15 protein-coding genes and 1 riboswitch are annotated in these 18,776 nt (G+C 65.5%); of the genes, 11 read left to right on the top strand and 4 right to left on the bottom strand.

What is annotated here, in order from left to right; genetic code table 11:
- Positions 1 to 28: 28 nt before the first annotated feature.
- Positions 29 to 544 (top strand): L,D-transpeptidase, encoded by a 516-nt coding sequence (locus RX330_RS01285; RefSeq protein ID WP_212082592.1) that lies wholly within the window; start codon positions 29 to 31, stop codon positions 542 to 544.
- Between the two features lie 49 nt (positions 545 to 593).
- Here RX330_RS01285 and RX330_RS01280 read toward each other — a convergent pair whose 3' ends face one another.
- Positions 594 to 1,187: a thermonuclease family protein gene (locus tag RX330_RS01280; RefSeq protein ID WP_317241810.1), complete on the bottom strand. Its 594-nt coding sequence runs from the start codon at positions 1,185 to 1,187 to the stop codon at positions 594 to 596.
- Between the two features lie 198 nt (positions 1,188 to 1,385).
- Between RX330_RS01280 and RX330_RS01275 the strand changes: the two genes are divergently transcribed.
- The 4 genes from RX330_RS01275 to cysC all read left to right on the top strand — a co-directional run bounded on the left by RX330_RS01275 (position 1,386) and on the right by cysC (position 7,139).
- Positions 1,386 to 3,104 carry a methyl-accepting chemotaxis protein gene (locus RX330_RS01275; protein WP_317241809.1) on the top strand — a complete coding sequence of 573 codons (1,719 nt, stop codon included), beginning with the start codon at positions 1,386 to 1,388 and terminating at the stop codon, positions 3,102 to 3,104.
- Positions 3,105 to 3,256: 152 nt separating this feature from the next.
- Positions 3,257 to 4,276 (top strand): sulfotransferase family protein, encoded by a 1,020-nt coding sequence (locus RX330_RS01270; protein ID WP_317244036.1) that lies wholly within the window; start codon positions 3,257 to 3,259, stop codon positions 4,274 to 4,276.
- Between the two features lie 5 nt (positions 4,277 to 4,281).
- Positions 4,282 to 5,244 carry a sulfate adenylyltransferase subunit CysD gene (cysD, locus tag RX330_RS01265; protein WP_317241808.1) on the top strand — a complete coding sequence of 321 codons (963 nt, stop codon included), beginning with the start codon at positions 4,282 to 4,284 and terminating at the stop codon, positions 5,242 to 5,244.
- The gene (cysC, locus tag RX330_RS01260) at positions 5,244 to 7,139 is read left to right on the top strand and encodes an adenylyl-sulfate kinase (RefSeq protein WP_317241807.1); all 1,896 of its coding nucleotides are present in this window, start codon (positions 5,244 to 5,246) and stop codon (positions 7,137 to 7,139) included. Before cysD ends, cysC begins: the two co-directional genes overlap by 1 nt.
- 39 nt (positions 7,140 to 7,178) lie before the next feature.
- On the opposite strand, the gene RX330_RS01255 is transcribed toward cysC, so the two are convergent.
- Positions 7,179 to 7,382: a DUF1674 domain-containing protein gene (locus RX330_RS01255; protein ID WP_212082606.1), complete on the bottom strand. Its 204-nt coding sequence runs from the start codon at positions 7,380 to 7,382 to the stop codon at positions 7,179 to 7,181.
- Between the two features lie 190 nt (positions 7,383 to 7,572).
- Between RX330_RS01255 and RX330_RS01250 the strand changes: the two genes are divergently transcribed.
- The 3 genes from RX330_RS01250 to purH all read left to right on the top strand — a co-directional run bounded on the left by RX330_RS01250 (position 7,573) and on the right by purH (position 12,552).
- Positions 7,573 to 8,919 carry an RsmB/NOP family class I SAM-dependent RNA methyltransferase gene (locus tag RX330_RS01250; RefSeq protein ID WP_212082608.1) on the top strand — a complete coding sequence of 449 codons (1,347 nt, stop codon included), beginning with the start codon at positions 7,573 to 7,575 and terminating at the stop codon, positions 8,917 to 8,919.
- A 157-nt stretch (positions 8,920 to 9,076) separates the two neighbouring features.
- A complete protein-coding gene (locus RX330_RS01245; protein ID WP_317241806.1) occupies positions 9,077 to 10,795 on the top strand; it encodes a heparinase II/III family protein in 1,719 nt (572 codons plus the stop codon).
- 58 nt (positions 10,796 to 10,853) lie between these two features.
- Positions 10,854 to 10,935, top strand: a riboswitch (ZMP/ZTP riboswitch).
- Between the two features lie 24 nt (positions 10,936 to 10,959).
- Positions 10,960 to 12,552, top strand: coding sequence for a bifunctional phosphoribosylaminoimidazolecarboxamide formyltransferase/IMP cyclohydrolase (gene purH, locus RX330_RS01240; protein WP_212082633.1), 1,593 nt, complete (start codon positions 10,960 to 10,962; stop codon positions 12,550 to 12,552).
- Positions 12,553 to 12,613: 61 nt separating this feature from the next.
- Here the strand turns inward: purH and RX330_RS01235 are convergent, their stop codons facing one another.
- On the bottom strand, positions 12,614 to 13,999 hold the full coding sequence (locus RX330_RS01235) for an MFS transporter (protein ID WP_317241805.1): 1,386 nt from the start codon (positions 13,997 to 13,999) through the stop codon (positions 12,614 to 12,616).
- A gap of 101 nt (positions 14,000 to 14,100) precedes the next feature.
- Here RX330_RS01235 and ggt point away from each other — a divergent pair, with 101 nt between their 5' ends.
- Entirely contained in the window at positions 14,101 to 15,852 is a 1,752-nt protein-coding gene (gene ggt, locus RX330_RS01230; RefSeq protein WP_317241804.1) for a gamma-glutamyltransferase, read from the top strand.
- 38 nt (positions 15,853 to 15,890) lie between these two features.
- Here ggt and RX330_RS01225 read toward each other — a convergent pair whose 3' ends face one another.
- Positions 15,891 to 16,556 carry a glutathione S-transferase family protein gene (locus tag RX330_RS01225; protein WP_212082651.1) on the bottom strand — a complete coding sequence of 222 codons (666 nt, stop codon included), beginning with the start codon at positions 16,554 to 16,556 and terminating at the stop codon, positions 15,891 to 15,893.
- Positions 16,557 to 16,721: 165 nt separating this feature from the next.
- On the opposite strand from RX330_RS01225, the gene RX330_RS01220 reads away from it, so the two are divergent.
- Positions 16,722 to 17,318, top strand: coding sequence for a DUF2239 family protein (locus RX330_RS01220; RefSeq protein WP_212082653.1), 597 nt, complete (start codon positions 16,722 to 16,724; stop codon positions 17,316 to 17,318).
- Between the two features lie 84 nt (positions 17,319 to 17,402).
- The gene (locus RX330_RS01215; protein WP_317241803.1) at positions 17,403 to 18,752 is read left to right on the top strand and encodes an MATE family efflux transporter; all 1,350 of its coding nucleotides are present in this window, start codon (positions 17,403 to 17,405) and stop codon (positions 18,750 to 18,752) included.
- The last annotated feature ends 24 nt before the right edge of the window (positions 18,753 to 18,776 follow it).

Raw genomic sequence — 18,776 nt, 5'->3', positions numbered from 1 at the left:
GCGATACGTGTTGGGCAAGGGGAAATCGATGTCGATGAGGATTGCGGCGGCGATGGCTGCCACCATCGGGGCAGGGGTCTTGATATCGACGGCGGCACAGGCGCGGCCGGAGATGGTGGGGGCGCATCTGGCGGACTATTCGCCGGGCACCATCGTGGTCAAGACCAGCGAGCGGCGGCTCTACCTCGTCCTCGATAACGGCCACGCCGTGCGCTATCCGGTCGGCGTCGGCAAGTCCGGCAAGCAGTGGGCCGGCACCACTCGCATCGACGGGAAGTATCGAAATCCGGCCTGGTCGCCGCCGGCAGAGGTGAAGCGCGACAAGCCGAGCATTCCGGATGTCATTCCCGGCGGCTCGCCCCGCAATCCGATGGGCGTCGCGGCGATGACGCTGGCCGGCGGCGAATACGCCATCCACGGCACCAACGTGCCGGGTTCGATCGGCGGCTTCGTCTCCTATGGCTGCATCCGCATGCTCAACGACGACATCACGGATCTCTATGGCCGCGTCTCCGTCGGAACGACAGTGGTCGTGACGCGCTGATCGAGAAGATCGGGAGGATTGCGAAAGCCGCGTCGCTCGACGCGGCTTTTCATTGCCAGAAGCGCCAACCGCGTGCGCACCAGCCGTCGCGATGGCCGCCATTGTAGCTGCGCACGTAGCCGCCCGCGAGCAGCGCGGCCGAGACGCTAGCGGTCCGGCGGGTCGCGACATCGGCGAGAATGCGTCCGTATTTGTCGGGCGCGAGATTGGAAATCGTCACATCGCCTTGGCCGAGCAGATTGCGCAGCGCGCGGGCCGCGGCTTCAGCCTTGTCCAGCTCCTCCTGACACGATGCCTTCAATTCGGGCGCATCGATGCCGCGCAGCCGAACACGCACGACGAGATCGCGGCCGTCGCGCTGACGAACACGCGCAAGGAAGGTGTCGCCGTCGATGGTGCGAACGACATTGACCGGCTCGCGCACATCGGGATGACCCGCCTGCTGCAGGACGATTTCCGCCGCCTGGGATTGGCTGTCGCTCTCATGCGGAACAAGCCAGTCCATCCCATGGCGGAAACCGAGCACGACAGCCATCACGACGCCGACCACGAACATCCACGGCAACAATCCCGAGAAGTGCCGACCGAACGGCGAGCCGCCGAACCGCGGCCGATGAATATTTGGTCGATCCTGGAAACGCATCGCCTCACGCTAGGACTGAGTCGGGGGAACCTACAAGCATGGGCGTGCACGCGCCGCACTGGCCGATGTGCAAGCCTGCAGGAAAGTTCCGCCTCTCGAATACATCAGCCGTAGTACTACTGGAGGCCCGCGAACATTACCCAAATCTCAATCATTGGTTGCGAATACGTGTTACACGTCAGCGCGAAGGAGATGGTGGTGGGGTCATTCAGATTTCGCATTGGAACAAAGCTCGGCATCGTGACGGGCGTCAGCGTTGTGCTGGTCTTCGGCATGCTGACCAATCAGATGCTCGGCAACCGGTCGATTGCCGAATCCAATCGCCTGGTCACCATCAACTATCTCAACAAGGGCAATGCCCAGGCGGCGCAGACGGCGATGGCGCGGGCGCAGCTCGTAGCCCTCGAGATCGGTTCCGCTTCGTCAGCCGCAGAGGTCGACAAGCTGCTCGAAGTGCTCCGCACGCGGGCAGGCGAAGCCGGCGCGGAAATCGATGCCGCGACAGACCGGGCGACCCGGAAGGTCACCCAGGACGCCTACCGTGAGACCAAGAAATTTGTCGATGCGTATCTGGCCAGCGGCATTGAACTGGCGGGGGCGCAAAAGGCAGTCATCGGCGCAGCGGCCGGCGGCGCCCGAACGGCGGCCGAGTCGACGAAGGCGACCATTCTCGCAGAGCGTATGCGGCCGGCGGCGCTGGAAGTGAGCAAACGCATCGACGATCTGGTCGGTGTCGCCAACGAATTCGCCGCGCGCCGCAAGGGTGAGATGCTCGCCGAACTGGACCGTGTCGCGAACTTCGCATTGGTGGTCGGCATATTCGTCGTCCTGACGTTGATCGGGTCCGCCGTCTTTTCCGTGTTGAACATCGCCCGACCGATCCGGCGCATCGGCGCCGTGCTTCTCGAGCTCGCCAACGGTAACAAGACGGTCGAGATTCCCTATACGCGCCGTGGCGATGAAGTCGGCGACAACGCTCGCGCGGCCCAGACCTTCAAGGAAAACCTGATCCGTATCGAACGGATGGAAGCCGAGCAGAAAGATCAGGAAGCCGCTGCGGTCGCTCAGCGCAAGGCGGAGATGACCAAGCTCGCCGGCGTGTTCGAAGCCGCGGTCGGCGGCATCATCGACTCGGTGTCGGCGGCCTCCCAGCAGCTCGAGGCTGCCGCCGGGACGCTGTCGGGAACCGCGGAAGAGACTCAGGAGCTCTCCGGCATGGTCGCGGCTGCCTCGGAGGAGGCATCGACCAATGTCGGAGCCGTGGCGTCCGCCGCCGAGGAAATGAGCACGTCGGTCGTCGAGATCGGCCGCCAAGTCCACGATTCCAGCCGCATCGCCGGCGAAGCGGTCAGGCAGGCGGAACGCACCGACGTCCGGATCAACGAACTGCTTAAGGCGGCGGGCCGAATTGGCGATGTCGTCAAATTGATCACTGCGATTGCCGAACAGACCAACCTCCTGGCGCTGAACGCAACGATCGAAGCGGCGCGTGCCGGCGAATCCGGCCGCGGCTTTGCGGTCGTGGCCAGCGAGGTCAAAGCACTCGCGGCGCAAACCGCGCGAGCGACCGAGGAAATCAGCACGCAGATCGCCGGCATGCAATCGGCAACCGAGGACTCCGTCGGAGCGATCAAGGAAATCAGCACGACCATCGCCCGCATTTCTGACATTTCAACGACCATTGCTGCGACGATCGAAGAGCAGGGCGCAGCAACGGCGGAGATTGCACGAAACGTCAGCGAGGCCGCCAAGGGAACCGTCGAAGTCGCGGACAAGATCGCCCAGGTCAGTCATGGCGCCAGCGCCACCGGCGCTGCATCGGGACAGGTATTGGCATCGGCGCGCTCGCTGTCGAGCGAAAGCAGCCTCCTGAAGGCGGAAGTCGAGAAGTTCCTCAACACCGTACGCGCAGCATGAATCTGGAAAGCGGCAACATATCTCCGACGCTCGTCGCATCTGGATAGCGCCTCCGGGATTCCCCGGAATTGTTCGGCACGCTCAACAACTGTAGGTTGGGTTCTATCGCACGCGCAATTGCTCGTGGAACTCCCATGCAGTGGGCCCCCAACATGAACATCGACGCAACCTCAGCCGATTCGCTCGAACGGATGGCCGACCTCGTTCGGCAGCAGCATCGTTCCCTCGACACCATGCCGTTGTCGCCGGTCGGCGAATTCCAGACCAGAGCCGTTACCCTGGCGACGTTGATGCGCGAAGTGACGGACTGTCTCGCAGAAGATTTCCTGCGTCGTCCCGCGCACGACTTTCCGATGCTCTATTTCGCATGCGGCAAAGCCAGGGTCGGGTCGACCGCCCTCAGCAATCTGTTCGGCATGACCGGGATGCCTTCGTATTATCAGCCGCTGAAGGCGATCTTGCGCGAGGCGCTCGTTGGCCGTCCGCTGACGCCCTGGATCATCCCCTCGGCGACCGACGAGCCGCACATCTTCAGCAAGGAAACGATCGGGCCCTACGTGCTCGCCGAGAGCTTGTTCAATCCACTGCAGCTCCTGATCGACGCGGGATATCCACGGGACCGACTGCATCTCATCATGCTCGATCGCGAGCCGGCGAGCTCGCTGGCGTCCTGGCTCGACAAGCTGATTTCGCGCGCGCCGGAAGAGACATTGCTGCGGCACTACGTCGTCGCCGCGCTCAGCGCGGCCCGGGTCGCAAGTTACGCCCAGCGAGAGGGCATTCCCGTCACTCACTACGTCTACGAGGTGAGCAAGGAGGCCGTATCGTCGGTGCGCGTCTTGTTCGATCGCCTCGGCCTTTCCAGCAGCTTTACCGAGAACGCCGTGACGTCGTGGCGGGACCCGGGGGACGCGCAAGCAAGCAACGCGCGCGTCATCTTCCCGAGCGAAGCGACGATCTACAAGGTGCCCAATCTGCACACCTCCGATAGCGCCTATCGCTACCAGCGCCGCGCGACGGCCTCGGTGAGCGAAGCTCAGCTGGAGATTCTGGAGCGCTGCGGGGTCAATGATGCCTATCGAGCCTCGGTCGCGGCTTGCGCTCGCGATCTCGGCCTGAACGCGGCGATTTCGGCGCACCTGTTCGGCGACTGGTTCGCCGAGGCTGCGTGATCAGCATGCTGGATATTCTCACGACCGCCGAACCCGCTTCCGCGGAACGAACGGGCTGCGAGCAGCTTCACGCCGTCAGGCATCTTCGACGCCTGGAGGCGGAGAGCATCCATATCCTCCGGGAGACCGCGGCCGAGTTCCGCAAGCCGGTCATGCTGTACTCCATTGGCAAAGACTCCTCGGTGCTCCTGCATCTGGCGATGAAGGCATTTCATCCAGGCAAGCCGCCGTTTTCGCTGCTGCACGTCGACACGACCTGGAAGTTCCGCGAGATGATCGAATTTCGCGACCGCCGCGCGCGTGAGCTCGGCATCGATCTGATCGTCCATACCAACAAAGACGGACTGAGCCAGGGCATCGACCCCTTCACCCACGGCTCGGCGCGCTACACCGACGTCATGAAGACGCAGGCGTTGCGGCAGGCGCTCGACCTTCACGGCTTTGACGCCGCGATCGGCGGAGCACGGCGCGACGAGGAGAAGTCACGCGCCAAGGAGCGCATATTCTCACACCGAAGCGCGGCGCATCGCTGGGATCCGAAGAACCAGCGGCCCGAGCTGTGGAGCCTGTACAACACGATGCTCGCGCCCGGTGAGAGCATGCGGGTGTTTCCGCTGTCGAACTGGACCGAGCTCGACGTCTGGGACTACATCCTGCTCGAGGACATCCCGATTGTTCCGCTCTATCTGGCGGCTTCGCGCCCGGTGGTCGAGCGCGATGGCGCGCTGATCATGGTGGACGACGAACGGATGCCGCTGCGTGCGGGCGAAGAGCCGCTGTGGCGTTCGGTCAGATTTCGTACCCTGGGCTGCTATCCGCTCAGCGGCGCCACGGTCTCGACGGCGGCAACCCTGCCCGAGATCGTCCGGGAGATGACGGCCTCACGCACCTCCGAACGGCAAGGACGCATGATCGACCGGGACAGTCCGGCATCAATGGAGCGCAAGAAAGCGGAAGGCTACTTCTGATGTCCTATCACGAGGCCCCCACGATCGCCGCCTCCGATGTGCCGCGGTTGGATCAAGATGATCGTCCGACGCTGCGTTTCGTCACCTGCGGCAGCGTCGACGACGGCAAGAGCACGTTGGTCGGTCGGCTGCTGTACGATTCCAAGACGCTGCTCGACGACCAGCTCGACGCGCTGGCGTCCGAGAGCAAGACCGTCGGCACGACTGGCGGCGATTTCGATTTCGCGCTGCTGGTCGACGGCTTGCAGGCCGAGCGTGAGCAGGGCATCACCATCGACGTCGCCTACCGCTTCTTTGCCACCAAGCTGCGCCGCTTCATCGTCGCCGACACGCCGGGACATGCGCAATATACCCGCAACATGGCGACCGGCGCATCCAACGCCGATCTCGCCGTGGTGCTGGTCGACGCCCGGAAGGGCGTGATTACGCAGACTCGGCGCCATAGCCACATCCTGTCTCTGCTCGGCATTCACCACGTCGTGCTCGCCGTGAACAAGATGGACCTGATCGGATTCGACGGGGACCGCTTTGCGGCCATCACCGCCGAATATCTCACCATGGCCGGACAGCTCGGAATCTCGCAGGTCCAGTGCATCCCGGTCGTGGCGCCCGACGGCGACAACATCGTGACAGTGAGCGCGCGGATGCCCTGGTACACGGGGCCGACTGTCACCGCGTACCTGGAATCGGTCGACGTGGCCGGCGACGTCTCGCAGCGGCCGTTCCGGCTGCCGGTGCAATGGGTCAACCGGCCGAACGCGGAGTTTCGCGGCTTCTGCGGGAGGATCGCCAGCGGAACGATTGCGATAGGCGAGCCCATTGCGGTGCAGCCCTCGGGTCGTCAGACGCGCGTCGCACGCATTCTCACGCCCGGCGGCGAGCGCGATCGGGCTGCTGCGGGCGAATCGGTCACGCTCACATTGACCGACGAGATCGACGTCAGTCGCGGCGACGTGCTGACGGCGGGACCCGCGCCGCTGGTCTCGGATCAGCTCGCCGCCCATCTCGTCTGGTTCGATGACGAAGCCATGGTCGCGGGCCGGCGCTATTTGCTCAAATGCGGCGCGGCCTCGACCGGCGCGGTCATCACGACGCTCAAGCACCGCATCGCCATCGACACCATGGCGCATGAAGACGCCGCTACGCTCGACGCCAACCAGATCGGTTACGCCCATCTCAGCCTCGACCGACCGCTGGTATTCGAGGCCTATCGCGACGACCGCGACATGGGCAGCTTCATTCTCGTCGATCCGATCAGCCACCGCACCGCCGCAGCAGGCATGATCGACCTTTCACTCCGCCGCGCCACCAACATCCATTGGCAGCGGCTGGCCGTCGACAAATCCGTGCGGGCGCGGCTGAAGCAGCAGCGGCCCTGCGTGCTCTGGTTCACAGGGCTCAGCGGCGCCGGCAAATCGACGATCGCCGATCTCGTTGACCGCAGGCTTGCCGAACTCGGACGTCATGCGGCGCTGCTCGACGGCGACAATCTTCGTCACGGCATCAACCGCGACCTCGGCTTCTCCAACACGGACAGGGCGGAGAACGTCCGGCGCACTGCTGAGATCGCGGCGCTGTTCGTCGATGCCGGCATGATCGCGCTGGTCGCGCTGATCTCGCCGTTCCGCAGTGAACGCGAGCTGGCGCGCCAGCGAGTCGAAGCGGGCGAGTTCATCGAGATCCATGTCGCGACCCCGCTCGTCGAATGCGAGCGCCGCGATCCCAAGGGACTCTATCGCAAGGCAAGGGCCGGTGAATTAGCGGCATTCACCGGCATCGACGATCCCTATGAGGCGCCCCAAGCCCCGGAGATCACCATCGACACATCGGAGCTGTCGACCGACGCCGCTTGCGAGCGCATCATGCGCTATCTCAGGGACAATCACTATCTGTAGCGGCCGGGACAGGCACGATCCGCCGTACCCACGGAGGCCTCAGAAATCGGAGGCGATGCCCTTGCGCTCCCAGTCGCCGTAGCGGGTAGGCTCCGGGCCCTTCGGCCCCTGCAACTCCTTGGCCCTGGCCTCATCCTTGGCCTGGGCGGCGGCAGCCTGCCGGCGCGCCTCGGCTTCGGCCAGCGCGCGTTGGGCGGCCGGCGTGAGCTGCTTGCGGTCGGAAACGGGCGGCTGGTCACTCATCGCCCGGCTTTCTAGCGCAGGACGACCTGCAACGCGACGTCCAATAACGCATTCCTGAAATCAGCCCGGGAAGGGCTGAAAAAGCCGGAAGCGATTCTTACATTTGGCATATTCGCGTGCCAGAGATCGAGTTCTCAAGGCATGCGCCCATTGCGGCGGAACTGCCGCTTGCTCAGAACCTTGCTTCCGCATGCCATCTCAACGTTTCGCCCCTCCATCCGAAGTGCCCGGTCTTGCGGCGCGACGGATTGCCGCCGATATCGTCGACGGCGTGCTGCACAAGCACCGGACCCTTGACGATCAACTCGACGGCAGCGGCGCCCATCCCGGACTGAAGACGCTGGCCGACCGCGACCGCGCGCTGATGCGGCGCCTGGTCGCCACCGTGCTGCGCCGGCTCGGCACGCTCGGCCATGTGCTGTCGCGCCTGCTCGACAAGGGCATTCCCTCCGAAGCGCCGCGCGCACAGAGCGCGCTGCTGATCGGTGCGGCGCAGATCCTCTGGATGGACGTGCCGGATCACGCGGCCGTCGACCTCTCCGTTCGCCTTGTGCAATCCGACCGGCGCGCCGCGCGCTATGCCGGCCTCGTCAATGCCGTGCTGCGCCGCTGCGCGCGCGAGGGCAAGGCGCTGGTCGAGGAAGTTACCGCGCAATCACTGGACCTGCCGCCATGGCTGCTTGCGCGTTGGAGCGCGCATTATGGCGAGGCGACCGCACGAGACATGGCGCTGGCGCTTGGGCACGAGCCTTCGCTCGATCTCACCGTGAAATCGGATGCCGCGCAATGGGCGAGCCGCCTCCATGGCGAGACGCTGCCGACCGGGACGGTGCGGATGCTGCTGCACGGCTCGGTGACCATGCTCCCCGGCTTCGCCGAAGGACAATGGTGGGTGCAGGATGCCGCCGCCGCGCTGCCGGCCCGGCTGTTCGGCGACATCAACGGCAAATCCATCGCCGATCTCTGCGCCGCTCCGGGCGGCAAGACCGCGCAGCTGGCGCTATCGGGCGCGCATGTCACGGCGCTCGACCGCTCGCCGGCCCGGGTCGCGCGGCTGCGCGAAAACCTGACGCGGTTGTCGCTCCAGGCCGAGACTGTCGTCGCTGACGCCGTGGAATGGGCCGGCCCCCCCGAGGGCTTCGACGGTATCTTGGTCGATGCGCCCTGCACCTCGACCGGCACGATCCGCCGTCATCCCGACGTGGCCTGGCTGCGGCAGGAATCCGATGTCACCGCCATGACTGCGCTCCAGCAGCGGCTGCTTCGAAAATCAGTGTCGCTGCTCAAGCCGGGCGGGACGCTGGTCTATTGCACCTGCTCGCTGGAACCGGAGGAAGGCGAGCAGGCCGTAGCGACGCTGCTGGCGGCCGAGCCTGCACTTCGCCGCGTCCCGATCGAGGCGTCAGAGGTCGCGGGCCTCGACGAAATCATCACCGGCGAAGGCGACCTGCGCACTTTGCCCAGCCATCTGCCGAACGCCGATCCCAAGCTCGGCGGGCTCGACGGATTTTTCGCGGCCCGGCTCGTTAAATCCTGATTTTGCACCGGATTTTGCGACCACGACGCTGATTCTCACACGTTCAAGGTGGTGTCCGACGCCCGATTTTGGGATTAATAGGGATTCGTCGGAATCCTCTCCCCCTTCAAGGCAAGGCGTGTCAGTCGCTCAACGCAGACGTATCTCGACGCTGGTCATGAACCGCTTCGCGCGGAACATGCTCGCGCGCGCGAGCGGCGGTTCCGTTGCGCTGTCGCGGGTCTGGCCCGGCCGCACCGACCGGCTGATCATCGCGCCGCACGATTTGCGCACCGCGGATGCGACTCGCGCTGCGGAGATCTATGCCGGCCGTTTCGTCTTTGCCGGCAAGATCGTCAATTGCCACGGCCGCTCGATCTTCGATCTCGAGCCGCCGTCGGAGGACTGGGAGGTCGCGCTGCTCGGCTTCGGCTGGCTGCGCCATTTGCGCGCCGCCGACACAGCGCTGACACGGGCGAATGCGCGCGCGCTGATCGAAGACTGGATCGCCAACCCCGCCAACAAGCGTCGCCCGGTCGCGCGCCGTGCCGACGTGCTCGCCCGGCGCGTGATCTCGCTGCTGTCGCAGGCGCCGCTGGTGCTCAACGAGACCGACAACAAATTCTACCGCCGCTATCTGCGCGCTCTCGCCCGCGAGATCCGCTTCCTGCGCTACACCATGGTCAACATTCCGGACGGGGTGCCGAAACTCCAAGTGCTGATCGCGCTGTGCTATGCGGCCTTGTGCCTCGCCAACCAGGCGAGCCACATCCGCAACGCGTCGAAGAAGCTTTCGGACGAATTGCAGCGGCAGATCCTGCCCGACGGCGGACACATCTCCCGCAACCCGGGCGCGCTGATCGAACTCTTGATCGACTTGCTGCCGCTCCGGCAGACCTTTGCCGCGCGCAACATCGCGCCACCGCCGGCACTGCTCAACGCGATCGACCGCATGATGCCGATGCTGCGTTTCTTCCGGCATGGCGACGGAAATTTCGCGCTGTTCAACGGCATGAGCGCAACGTCCTCGGACCTGCTCGCGACGCTTCTCGCCTATGACGATACCCACGGCGTGCCGATGGCGAACATGCCGCATACCGGCTTTCAGCGCCTCGATGCCGGACAGACCACTGTGATCATCGACACCGGCCCGCCGCCGCCGGCCGGCGTCAGTCACGACGCCCATGCCGGCTGCCTGTCGTTCGAACTGTCTTCCGGCATCAGCCGCATCGTGACCAATTGCGGCATGCCGACCACGGGCCGCGACAATTGGCGGCCGTTCGCACGCGGCACGGCGGCGCATTCGACGCTGACCTATCATGGCGCCTCGTCATGCCAGTTCGTCGAGATGTCGGCGATGAAGCGGCTCCTGCACGGCTCGCCGGTCACGAGCGGCCCCGTTGAGGTCGAGAGCTACCGCGAGATCGTGCAGAACGGCACGCTGCTTACGACCTCGCATGACGGCTATCTCGCCAAATTCGGCGCGATCCATCGCCGCGTGCTGATGATCGCCAATGACGGGGCGCGCATCGACGGCGAGGACACGCTGTCGCCGCCGCAGGGCGGACGCTTCAAGGGCGCGGATGCCGATTTCGCGCTGCGCTTCCATCTGCATCCGGCGGTGAAGGCGAGCCGGCTCTCGGATGCGCGCGGCGTCATGCTGGTGCTGCCGAACCGCGACGTCTGGACCTTTGAAGCACTGGACGACAAGGTCGACCTTGAGGACAGCGTGTTCCTGGCCGGCAATGACGGCCCGCGCCGCACCGCCCAGATCGTGATCCGGCAGGACGCGCGGCAGGCCCCCTCGATCCGCTGGAGTTTCGTGCGTTCCACCGCGTCGCCGGCCGTCACCAATGCCCGAAGAAATGCGAGGCGGGAGCCGGAACTACCGCTGTAGACGCGTGTCTGCCAGTCCTGTCTGGCGTTGTGAAACCGGCCGGAAACTGCTATCGAGCCCTCGCTCGCGCGACTGGCGACCTTGGATGGAGCACCATCGGGAAGCGCGAGATGTATCTGCCGCGCGCCTGGGCATAGACACTCCCTGAACAGAGGATCTTGCTCATGACTGACCATCCCCGCCGCGTCACCCGCGCCCTGCTTTCCGTTTCCGACAAGACCGGCCTGATCGAGTTCGCCAAGGCGCTTGCCGCGCATGATATCGAGCTGGTCTCGACCGGCGGCACGGCCAAGGCGATCGCTGCGGCCGGCCTCAAGGTGAAGGACGTTTCCGACCTCACCGGCTTTCCCGAGATGATGGACGGCCGCGTCAAGACGCTGCATCCGAAGGTGCATGGCGGCCTCCTCGCGATCCGCGACAACAAGGAGCATGCGGAGGCGATGAAGGCGCACGGCATCGCGCCGATCGATCTCCTCGTCGTCAACCTCTATCCGTTCGAGGCGACCGTCGACAAAGGCGCCGGCTTCGAGGATTGCATCGAGAACATCGACATCGGCGGCCCCGCGATGATCCGCGCCGCCGCCAAGAACCATGACGACGTCGCGGTCGTGGTCGAGGCCGAAGACTACAAGGCTGTGCTCGACGAGCTCGCAGCCAACGACGGCGCGACCACGCTGAAGCTGCGCCGGCGGCTTGCGGCAAAGGCCTATGCGCGCACTGGTGCTTACGATGCCGCTATCTCGAACTGGTTCAACCGCCAGCTCGACATCGACGCACCCGACTTCCGCGCCTTCGGCGGCCGTCTGATCCAATCGCTGCGCTACGGCGAGAACCCGCACCAGACCGCGGCATTCTATGCGACGCCGGACAAGCGCCCGGGCGTTTCGACCGCGCGCCAGCTCCAGGGCAAGGAACTCTCCTACAACAACATCAACGACACCGACGCGGCCTATGAGTGCATCGGCGAGTTCGACGCCAAGCGCACCGCGGCCTGCGTCATCGTCAAGCACGCCAATCCCTGCGGCGTCGCGGAGGGCTCCGACCTCGTCAGCGCCTATCGCAAGGCACTGGCCTGCGACTCCACCTCGGCGTTCGGCGGCATCATCGCGATGAACCGCGCGCTCGACGCCGATACCGCGCGCGAGATCACAAAGATCTTCACCGAGGTGATCATTGCGCCCGATGCCAGCGAGGAGGCGATCGCCATCATCGGCGGCAAGAAGAACCTGCGCCTGCTGCTCGCCGGCAGCCTGCCCGATCCGCGCGCGCCGGGCCTCACCGCCAAGACCGTTGCCGGCGGCCTGCTCGTGCAGAGCCGCGACAATGCCGTGGTCGACGACATGACCTTCAAGGTCGTGACCAAGCGTGCACCGACCGATGCCGAAATGCGCGACCTGAAGTTTGCGTTCCGCGTCGCCAAGCACGTCAAGTCCAACACCATCATCTACGCCAGGGATCTCGCCACCGTCGGCATCGGCGCTGGCCAGATGAGCCGGGTGGATTCGGCACGGATCGCGGCGCGCAAGGCACAGGATGCGGCGAGCGAGCTGAAGCTTGCCGAGCCGCTGACCAAGGGCTCGGTAGTGGCCTCGGATGCGTTCTTCCCGTTCGCCGACGGCATGCTCGCCTGCATCGAGGCCGGCGCCACCGCCGTGGTGCAGCCCGGCGGCTCCATGCGCGACGACGAGGTGATCAAGGCCGCCGACGAGCACGGCATCGCCATGGTGTTCACGGGCACGCGGCACTTCAGGCATTGAGCGCGCCGTCATTCCGGGGCGCGCCACTTGGCGCGAGCCCGGAATGACAGCAAATTGCGGACTACTCCCGCACCCGCATCAACAGTCCCAGCCCCGTGACGAAGAACACCACCAGCACGGCCATGCCGGCCTTCTGACTTGCGGTCACCGCGGTGATCACGCCGATGAGAAGCGGTCCGATGAAGGACGTCACTTTCCCGGTCAGCGCGAACAGGCCGAAATACTGGGCGATGCGGTCTTTCGGTGCGAGGCGGATGAGCAGCGTGCGTGAGGCCGCCTGGAGTGGACCACCGGCCGCGCCGATGAGGCAGCCCAGCACCAGATAGGCGCGCTCGGCCACGCTCGAGAACAAGGGAGCGCCGGCTTGCGGCGGCGCGACCTTGACGAACAACACGCTGTCCTTGTCGACCAGCAGGATCGCCGCCACCGACAGCAGCAGGACCAGCAGGCTGCCGGCGATGACACGCTTCGGCCCGAGCCGATCGTCCAGCTTGCCGCCGAGCCAGGCGCCGAGAGCGCCGGCGATCGCGAGCATGATGCCGAAGGTGCCGATCTGGATCGTGTGCCAGCCGAACGTGCCCGCAGCATAGATGCCGCCGAAGGCGAACAGCGACACCAGACCGTCGGTGTAGATCATGTTGGCGAGCAGGAAGGCCGCGAGCGATTTCTGCTGCGGCAACCCCCTGATCGATCGCTTCAGCTGCGATAGTCCTTCGCGCAGCGCCTCGCCCAGCGGACGCTTGGCCGGATAGTCCGGTGTGAACAGGAACATGGGCGTCACGAAGATCACGAACCACAGCCCGGTCAGCGGCCCGACGATGCGATCGCCCTCACGGCTGACCGGATCGAGCCCGAACAACGGCGAGAGACCCAGCAACGTACGGCCGGTCTCGGGATTGGCGGCGAGGAGACCGAGCACGATGATCAAGCTGACGATGCCACCGACATAGCCTGTCGCCCAGCCGGTGCCGGACAGCCGTCCGATCCGCTCCGGCGGCACCAGCGTCGGCATCATCGCGTTGTTGAAGAGCGTGGCGAATTCCGCACCGACGCTGGCAAGCGCGACCGCGGTGAGGAGCAGCGGAATGATCGCGACATCGCCGGGCTTGCCGATCCACAGCGTGCAGGACGCCAGCACCAGCACCAGGCCGAAACCTGCGATCCAGGGTTTCCGGCGGCCCGAAGCATCGGCGATGGCTCCGAGCAACGGCGACAACAACGCGATGGCAAGGCCCGCGGCCGCCATCGCAAAGCCCCACAAGGACTGGCCGGTGGCGGGATTTGGCGCGATGGCGGTCGCGAAATAGGGTGCGAACACGAAGGTCGTGATCAGCGTAAAATAGGGCTGCACGGCCCAATCGAAGAATATCCAGCTGACGACGGCAGCGCGCGGCGGATAGGTCCGCGGCGCGCCGGCCATACGCGCGTCCGGGGCGATCGTCGTCATCACGCGGTCCTCATCACGAACAGTTTTGCCTGTCTTGGGGCAAACCGTATAGCATTGCGGTGGCGGGTGTGAACTGGTCCCACGTCACGACGGATATTCTGATGATGTCCTCTTATTCGACACGGCGGACATTTTTGGCCGTCATCGCCACGCTTTCGCTCGGCCTTGCTCCCGCGACGGCACAGGATGCGCGGCGGGGCTATGTCGCGCCCGCGCGCGACACGGTGCGGGCTGTGGCCGCCGAACATGGCATGGTGGTTGCGCAGGAGAAGATATCTGCGCAAATCGGTGCCGACATCCTGCGCAGCGGCGGCAATGCGATCGATGCCGCGGTCGCGACGGGCTTTGCGATGGCCGTGACCTATCCGCGCGCCGGCAATATCGGCGGCGGCGGCTTCATGGTGATCCATTCCGCGGACCGCAATGAAGACATCACGATCGACTATCGCGAGACCGCGCCAGCTGCGACCACGCCGCAGATATTCCTCGGACCCGACGGCAAGCCGGACGTAGCCAAATCACGGGATTCCGCACTTGGCATCGGCGTGCCCGGCACTGTCGCAGGTCTTGCTCTGGCATTGGAGAAATACGGCTCAGGCCAGTTCACGCTAGCCCAGTTGCTCGCGCCTGCGATTGCGCTCGCCCGCGATGGCTTCGTCGTCAGCGACGACATGGCCGATACGCTGCCGGGCTGGCACCGGCGGCTCGCACGCTGGCCTTCTTCGGCCAAAGTCTTTTCGCGGCCCGATGGCACGCCGATCGGTGAAGGCGACCGGCTGGTGCAGGGCGATCTCGCTGAAACGCTGTCAGCCGTCGCCGCACGGGGGCCACGCGGCTTCTACGAGGGGCCGGTCGCGGAAAAGCTCGCCAAGGCCGTGGCTGATGCCGGCGGCATCATGACGCCGGCCGACCTGAAATCGTATCAGGCGGTGATCCGCGCGCCGGTGCGCGGCAGCTATCGCGGCTACGACATCGTGTCGATGCCGCTGCCCTCCTCCGGCGGCGTGGTGCTGGTGGAAACGCTCAATATCCTCGAAGGCTTCCAACTCGCCGATTTGAAGCAGGGCTCGCCGGCATCGCTGCACCTTCTGATCGAAGCCATGAAGCGCGCCTATGCGGACCGCGCGCGCCATCTCGGCGATCCCGCCTTTGTCAACGCACCGATCGAGACGCTGATCGCGAAGGACTACGCCGTCAAGCTGCGCGCGGGCATCTCCGCGGATCGCGCCACGCTCTCGAAGGAGCTGGTTTCGGCGGTCCCGTCCCCGCGCGAGGGCAGCAACACCACGCATTTCTCCGTCGTCGACGGCCGTGGCAACGCCGTCAGCAACACCTATACGCTGAACTTCAGTTATGGCGTCGGCCTCGTCGCAGACGGCACCGGCGTGCTGCTCAACAACGAGCTCGACGATTTCACCGCGGCGGTCGGCGCTTCCAATGCCTATGGCCTTGTCGGCTTCGAGGCCAATTTGCCGGGACCCGGCAAGCGGCCGCTGTCGTCGATGTCACCGACCATCGTGCTCAAGGACGGCAAGCCGGTGCTGGTGACGGGCTCGCCCGGCGGCAGCCGCATCATCTCGACGGTGCTGCAGGTGATCGTGAACGTCCTCGACTACAAGATGGACGTGGCCGCCGCCGTCGCAACGCCACGGCTGCATCACCAATGGCTGCCGGACGAGGTACGTGTCGAGAGTGGCTTCCCCAGCGATGTCCTGGGCGAACTGAAGGCGATGGGCCACCTCATCGTCGAGCCGATGGGGCAGACATCGGCCAACTCGATCCTCGTGACGCCGAACGGGCCGCTCGGCGCGCCCGATCTGCGCACGCGCGGCGCGGAGGCAGCGGGGCAGTAGGCGGGACATCTGCATGGCCGGAATGACGGGGGAGCGGCTTACCGCCCCACCTGATATGGCCCGCCCTTTTCCAGCGCTCTGGCGTAAGCCGGCCGCGCGTGGATGCGGTCCAGGAATGCCATCGCTTTGGGATGGCCCTGCTCGAGCCCGCCGCGCGCTTGCGCAGCTTCCAGCGGAAAGCTCATCTGGATGTCGGCCGCGGTAAATTCGTTGCCGGCGAACCACTCGCTCTTCGCAAGCTCGCCTTCCCAGTAATCCATGTGCTGCTTGAGCTGCGGGTTGACCAGCGTGGTCAGCGCCGTGTTCGAGACCTTGCGCACCAGCGGACGGAGCAGTGCCGGCGCGCGCTTCGGCATCAGCGTGAACAGCAGCTTCAGCAGCAACGGCTGCATCGCGGATCCTTCGGCATAATGCAGCCAATAGGTGAAGCGCAGCCGCTCCGGCGTGTCCGGTGGCGGGATCAGACGGCCGTTGCCGTAGGTCGCGATGAGATATTCGATGATCGCGCCTGACTCGGCGATGGTATTGCCGTTGTCGGTGATGACGGGCGACTTGCCGAGCGGATGGATGGCGCGCAGCTCCGTCGGCGCGCGCATGTCCGCCTGACGCTGATAGCGCACGATTTCATAGGGCACGCCCAACTCTTCGAGCAGCCACAGCACACGCTGCGAGCGGGAATTGTTGAGGTGGTGAACGGTCAACATCGGTGAGGTCCCCAGGGAAGCGTGGTGGCTCTAGGCGCGGTCGGTCCGCCGCGCCGTTCGTGCCAGCCCGGGAACGCAATGTCGAGCCATCGCCACGGATATTTTCACCCGGGTATATTGACCTTCTAAATATACCCGGATATTAAAGCACCCAGCCTCGTCAATATGGCAATGATTCCAATGCAGAAGATGTTCACCGCTTTCCAAGGCCCGCGCCGTCTGGTGTCCGGGCCGGCCGGAGAGGTCGCGCTGGTCGTCAAGCGCGTGGCCTCGCGGCCGGACGAGCCCATCATCATCTTCGAGGACGGCACCGGCCGATCGATCGACTTCGATCTGCGCGGCGGCGATCGCGAAGTGCTGGCGCGGCTCGCGAAGCTCGTCCCGCCCCCGGTCGAGGAGAGCACGCCACCGAGCGAGCCGCGCGGACGCGGCCGGCCCAAGCTCGGCGTGGTCGCGCGCGAGGTGACGTTGCTGCCGCGGCATTGGGAATGGCTCGGTGCGCAGCCAGGCGGCGCCTCGGTCGCGTTGCGCAAGCTCGTCGACGAGGCGAGGCGCGCCAGCGGCGACAAGGATCGCGCGCGGCAGGCGCGCGAGGCCGCCTATAATTTCATGTCGACCATGGCGGGTAATCTGCCGCAATTCGAGGAAGCTTCGCGGGCGCTGTTCGCGGACGACCGGCGGCGCTTCACCGGGCTGATCGCGGACTGGCCGACCGATATCCGCGACCACATCGTCAAGCTCGCCTACAGCGACCGCGCCTAGGCGCGTCTCCGCAAAATCCCATCGACGGCCGAGCCGCGCATCGCGCGGCAACGGCTTCGCACGCCCTGATGAAAGGCAGATCCGATGCCCGCCACACCACCGCTCTGGACGACGTTCCTTCGTTTCCTTGCACCGCTGATGCTGGGCAACGCCCTGCAATCGCTGTTCGGCACCGTCAGCAATGTCTATCTCGGCCAGATGATCGGTATCGACGCGCTCGCCGCAGCCTCGGCCTTCTTCCCCGTGATGTTCTTCCTGTTTGCGTTCGTCATGGGCCTGAGCACCGGCGCCACGGTGCTGATCGGCCAGGCCTTTGGCGCAGGCGAGCACGGCAGGATCAAGCTGGTCGTCGGCACCGCGCTCGCGATTGGACTGTTGTTCTCGATCGCGATTGCATTGATCGGCGGCATCTTCAGCCGCCAATTGATGATGGCACTCGCGACGCCCGCCGATATCCTCGACCAAGCCAGCGCCTACGCACGCGTCATGCTGCTCACCATGCCGCTCGGCTTCGTCTTCCTGCTGATGACGGCGATGGTCCGCGGCGTCGGCGATGCGCTCACGCCGCTGCTGGCGCTGGCGTTGTCGACCGCGATCGGCCTGATCCTGACACCTCTGCTGATCCGGGGGGCGTTCGGATTGCCGGCGGCCGGCATCACCAGTCCGGCATGGGCGGCAGCAGTTTCGAACGCGGTCACGCTGATGGCGCTGGCCCTCTATCTGCGGCGGAAGCAGCACGCGCTCGCGCCGGACGCGGCGCTGCTGCGTCACCTGCGGCTCGATGGCACCATGCTCGGAAAGATTCTCGGCATCGGCTTGCCGAGCGCGATCGGCATGGTGGTGATGGCGCTCGCGGAGCTGGTCCTGCTCGGCCTCGTCAACGGCTTCGGGTCGGATGCCACGGCGGCTTATGGCGCCGTCAACCAGGTGATGGGCTACACGCAGTTCACGGCGATGTCGATTTCGATCGCGGTCTCGATCCTCGGTGCGCAGGCGGTCGGCGGCGGCGACAGAGCCCGGCTCGACGGCATCGTGCGGATCGGGATCGCTTTCAACCTCGTCCTGACCGGCGGGCTCGTGGCGCTGATCTATCTCGCCCCGCGCGCCATTCTCGGCCTTTTCATCACCGACGGCGCCGTGCTCGAACTGGCGAAAGGCCTGCTCGACATCGCCCTGTGGAGCTCCGTGCCGTTTGGCCTCGCCACGGTGTTCTCCGGGGCGATGCGCGCGGCGGGCGTCGCGTTGGCGCCGATGCTGCTCTCGATCGTCGCGATTGTCGCGATCGAGCTGCCTGCCGCCGTGTTCCTGAGCCACACGATCGGGCTTGCCGGCGTATGGGCCGCCTATCCCATCGTGTTCTGCGCCATGTTCGTTTTGCAGATGGGCTATTACTTCCTGGTGTGGCGCAAGCGCGCGATCGGCCGGCTGGTCTGACAGCTATGTATTATGACCGTCATT

Origin of the sequence: Bradyrhizobium sp. NDS-1 (assembly GCF_032918005.1) — a bacterium.
Lineage (GTDB): Bacteria > Pseudomonadota > Alphaproteobacteria > Rhizobiales > Xanthobacteraceae > Bradyrhizobium > Bradyrhizobium tunisiense.
The sequence above is the reverse complement of the archived record's forward strand: the minus strand, read 5'-3'. Positions and strand labels throughout refer to the sequence as shown.

What these genes read in the sequence shown, in the direction of transcription:
- RX330_RS01270 (WP_317244036.1), top strand. Translation starts at nt 3,257, where the DNA reads ATGAACATCGACGCAACCTCAGCCGATTCGCTCGAACGGATGGCCGAC.
- RX330_RS01255 (WP_212082606.1), bottom strand. Translation starts at nt 7,382, where the DNA reads ATGAGTGACCAGCCGCCCGTTTCCGACCGCAAGCAGCTCACGCCGGCC.
- RX330_RS01215 (WP_317241803.1), top strand. Translation starts at nt 17,403, where the DNA reads ATGCCCGCCACACCACCGCTCTGGACGACGTTCCTTCGTTTCCTTGCA.
- RX330_RS01245 (WP_317241806.1), top strand. Translation starts at nt 9,077, where the DNA reads ATGAACCGCTTCGCGCGGAACATGCTCGCGCGCGCGAGCGGCGGTTCC.
- cysC (WP_317241807.1), top strand. Translation starts at nt 5,244, where the DNA reads ATGTCCTATCACGAGGCCCCCACGATCGCCGCCTCCGATGTGCCGCGG.
- RX330_RS01225 (WP_212082651.1), bottom strand. Translation starts at nt 16,556, where the DNA reads ATGTTGACCGTTCACCACCTCAACAATTCCCGCTCGCAGCGTGTGCTG.
- ggt (WP_317241804.1), top strand. Translation starts at nt 14,101, where the DNA reads ATGATGTCCTCTTATTCGACACGGCGGACATTTTTGGCCGTCATCGCC.
- RX330_RS01285 (WP_212082592.1), top strand. Translation starts at nt 29, where the DNA reads ATGTCGATGAGGATTGCGGCGGCGATGGCTGCCACCATCGGGGCAGGG.
- RX330_RS01250 (WP_212082608.1), top strand. Translation starts at nt 7,573, where the DNA reads ATGCCATCTCAACGTTTCGCCCCTCCATCCGAAGTGCCCGGTCTTGCG.
- cysD (WP_317241808.1), top strand. Translation starts at nt 4,282, where the DNA reads ATGCTGGATATTCTCACGACCGCCGAACCCGCTTCCGCGGAACGAACG.
- RX330_RS01235 (WP_317241805.1), bottom strand. Translation starts at nt 13,999, where the DNA reads ATGACGACGATCGCCCCGGACGCGCGTATGGCCGGCGCGCCGCGGACC.
- RX330_RS01280 (WP_317241810.1), bottom strand. Translation starts at nt 1,187, where the DNA reads ATGCGTTTCCAGGATCGACCAAATATTCATCGGCCGCGGTTCGGCGGC.
- RX330_RS01220 (WP_212082653.1), top strand. Translation starts at nt 16,722, where the DNA reads ATGGCAATGATTCCAATGCAGAAGATGTTCACCGCTTTCCAAGGCCCG.
- purH (WP_212082633.1), top strand. Translation starts at nt 10,960, where the DNA reads ATGACTGACCATCCCCGCCGCGTCACCCGCGCCCTGCTTTCCGTTTCC.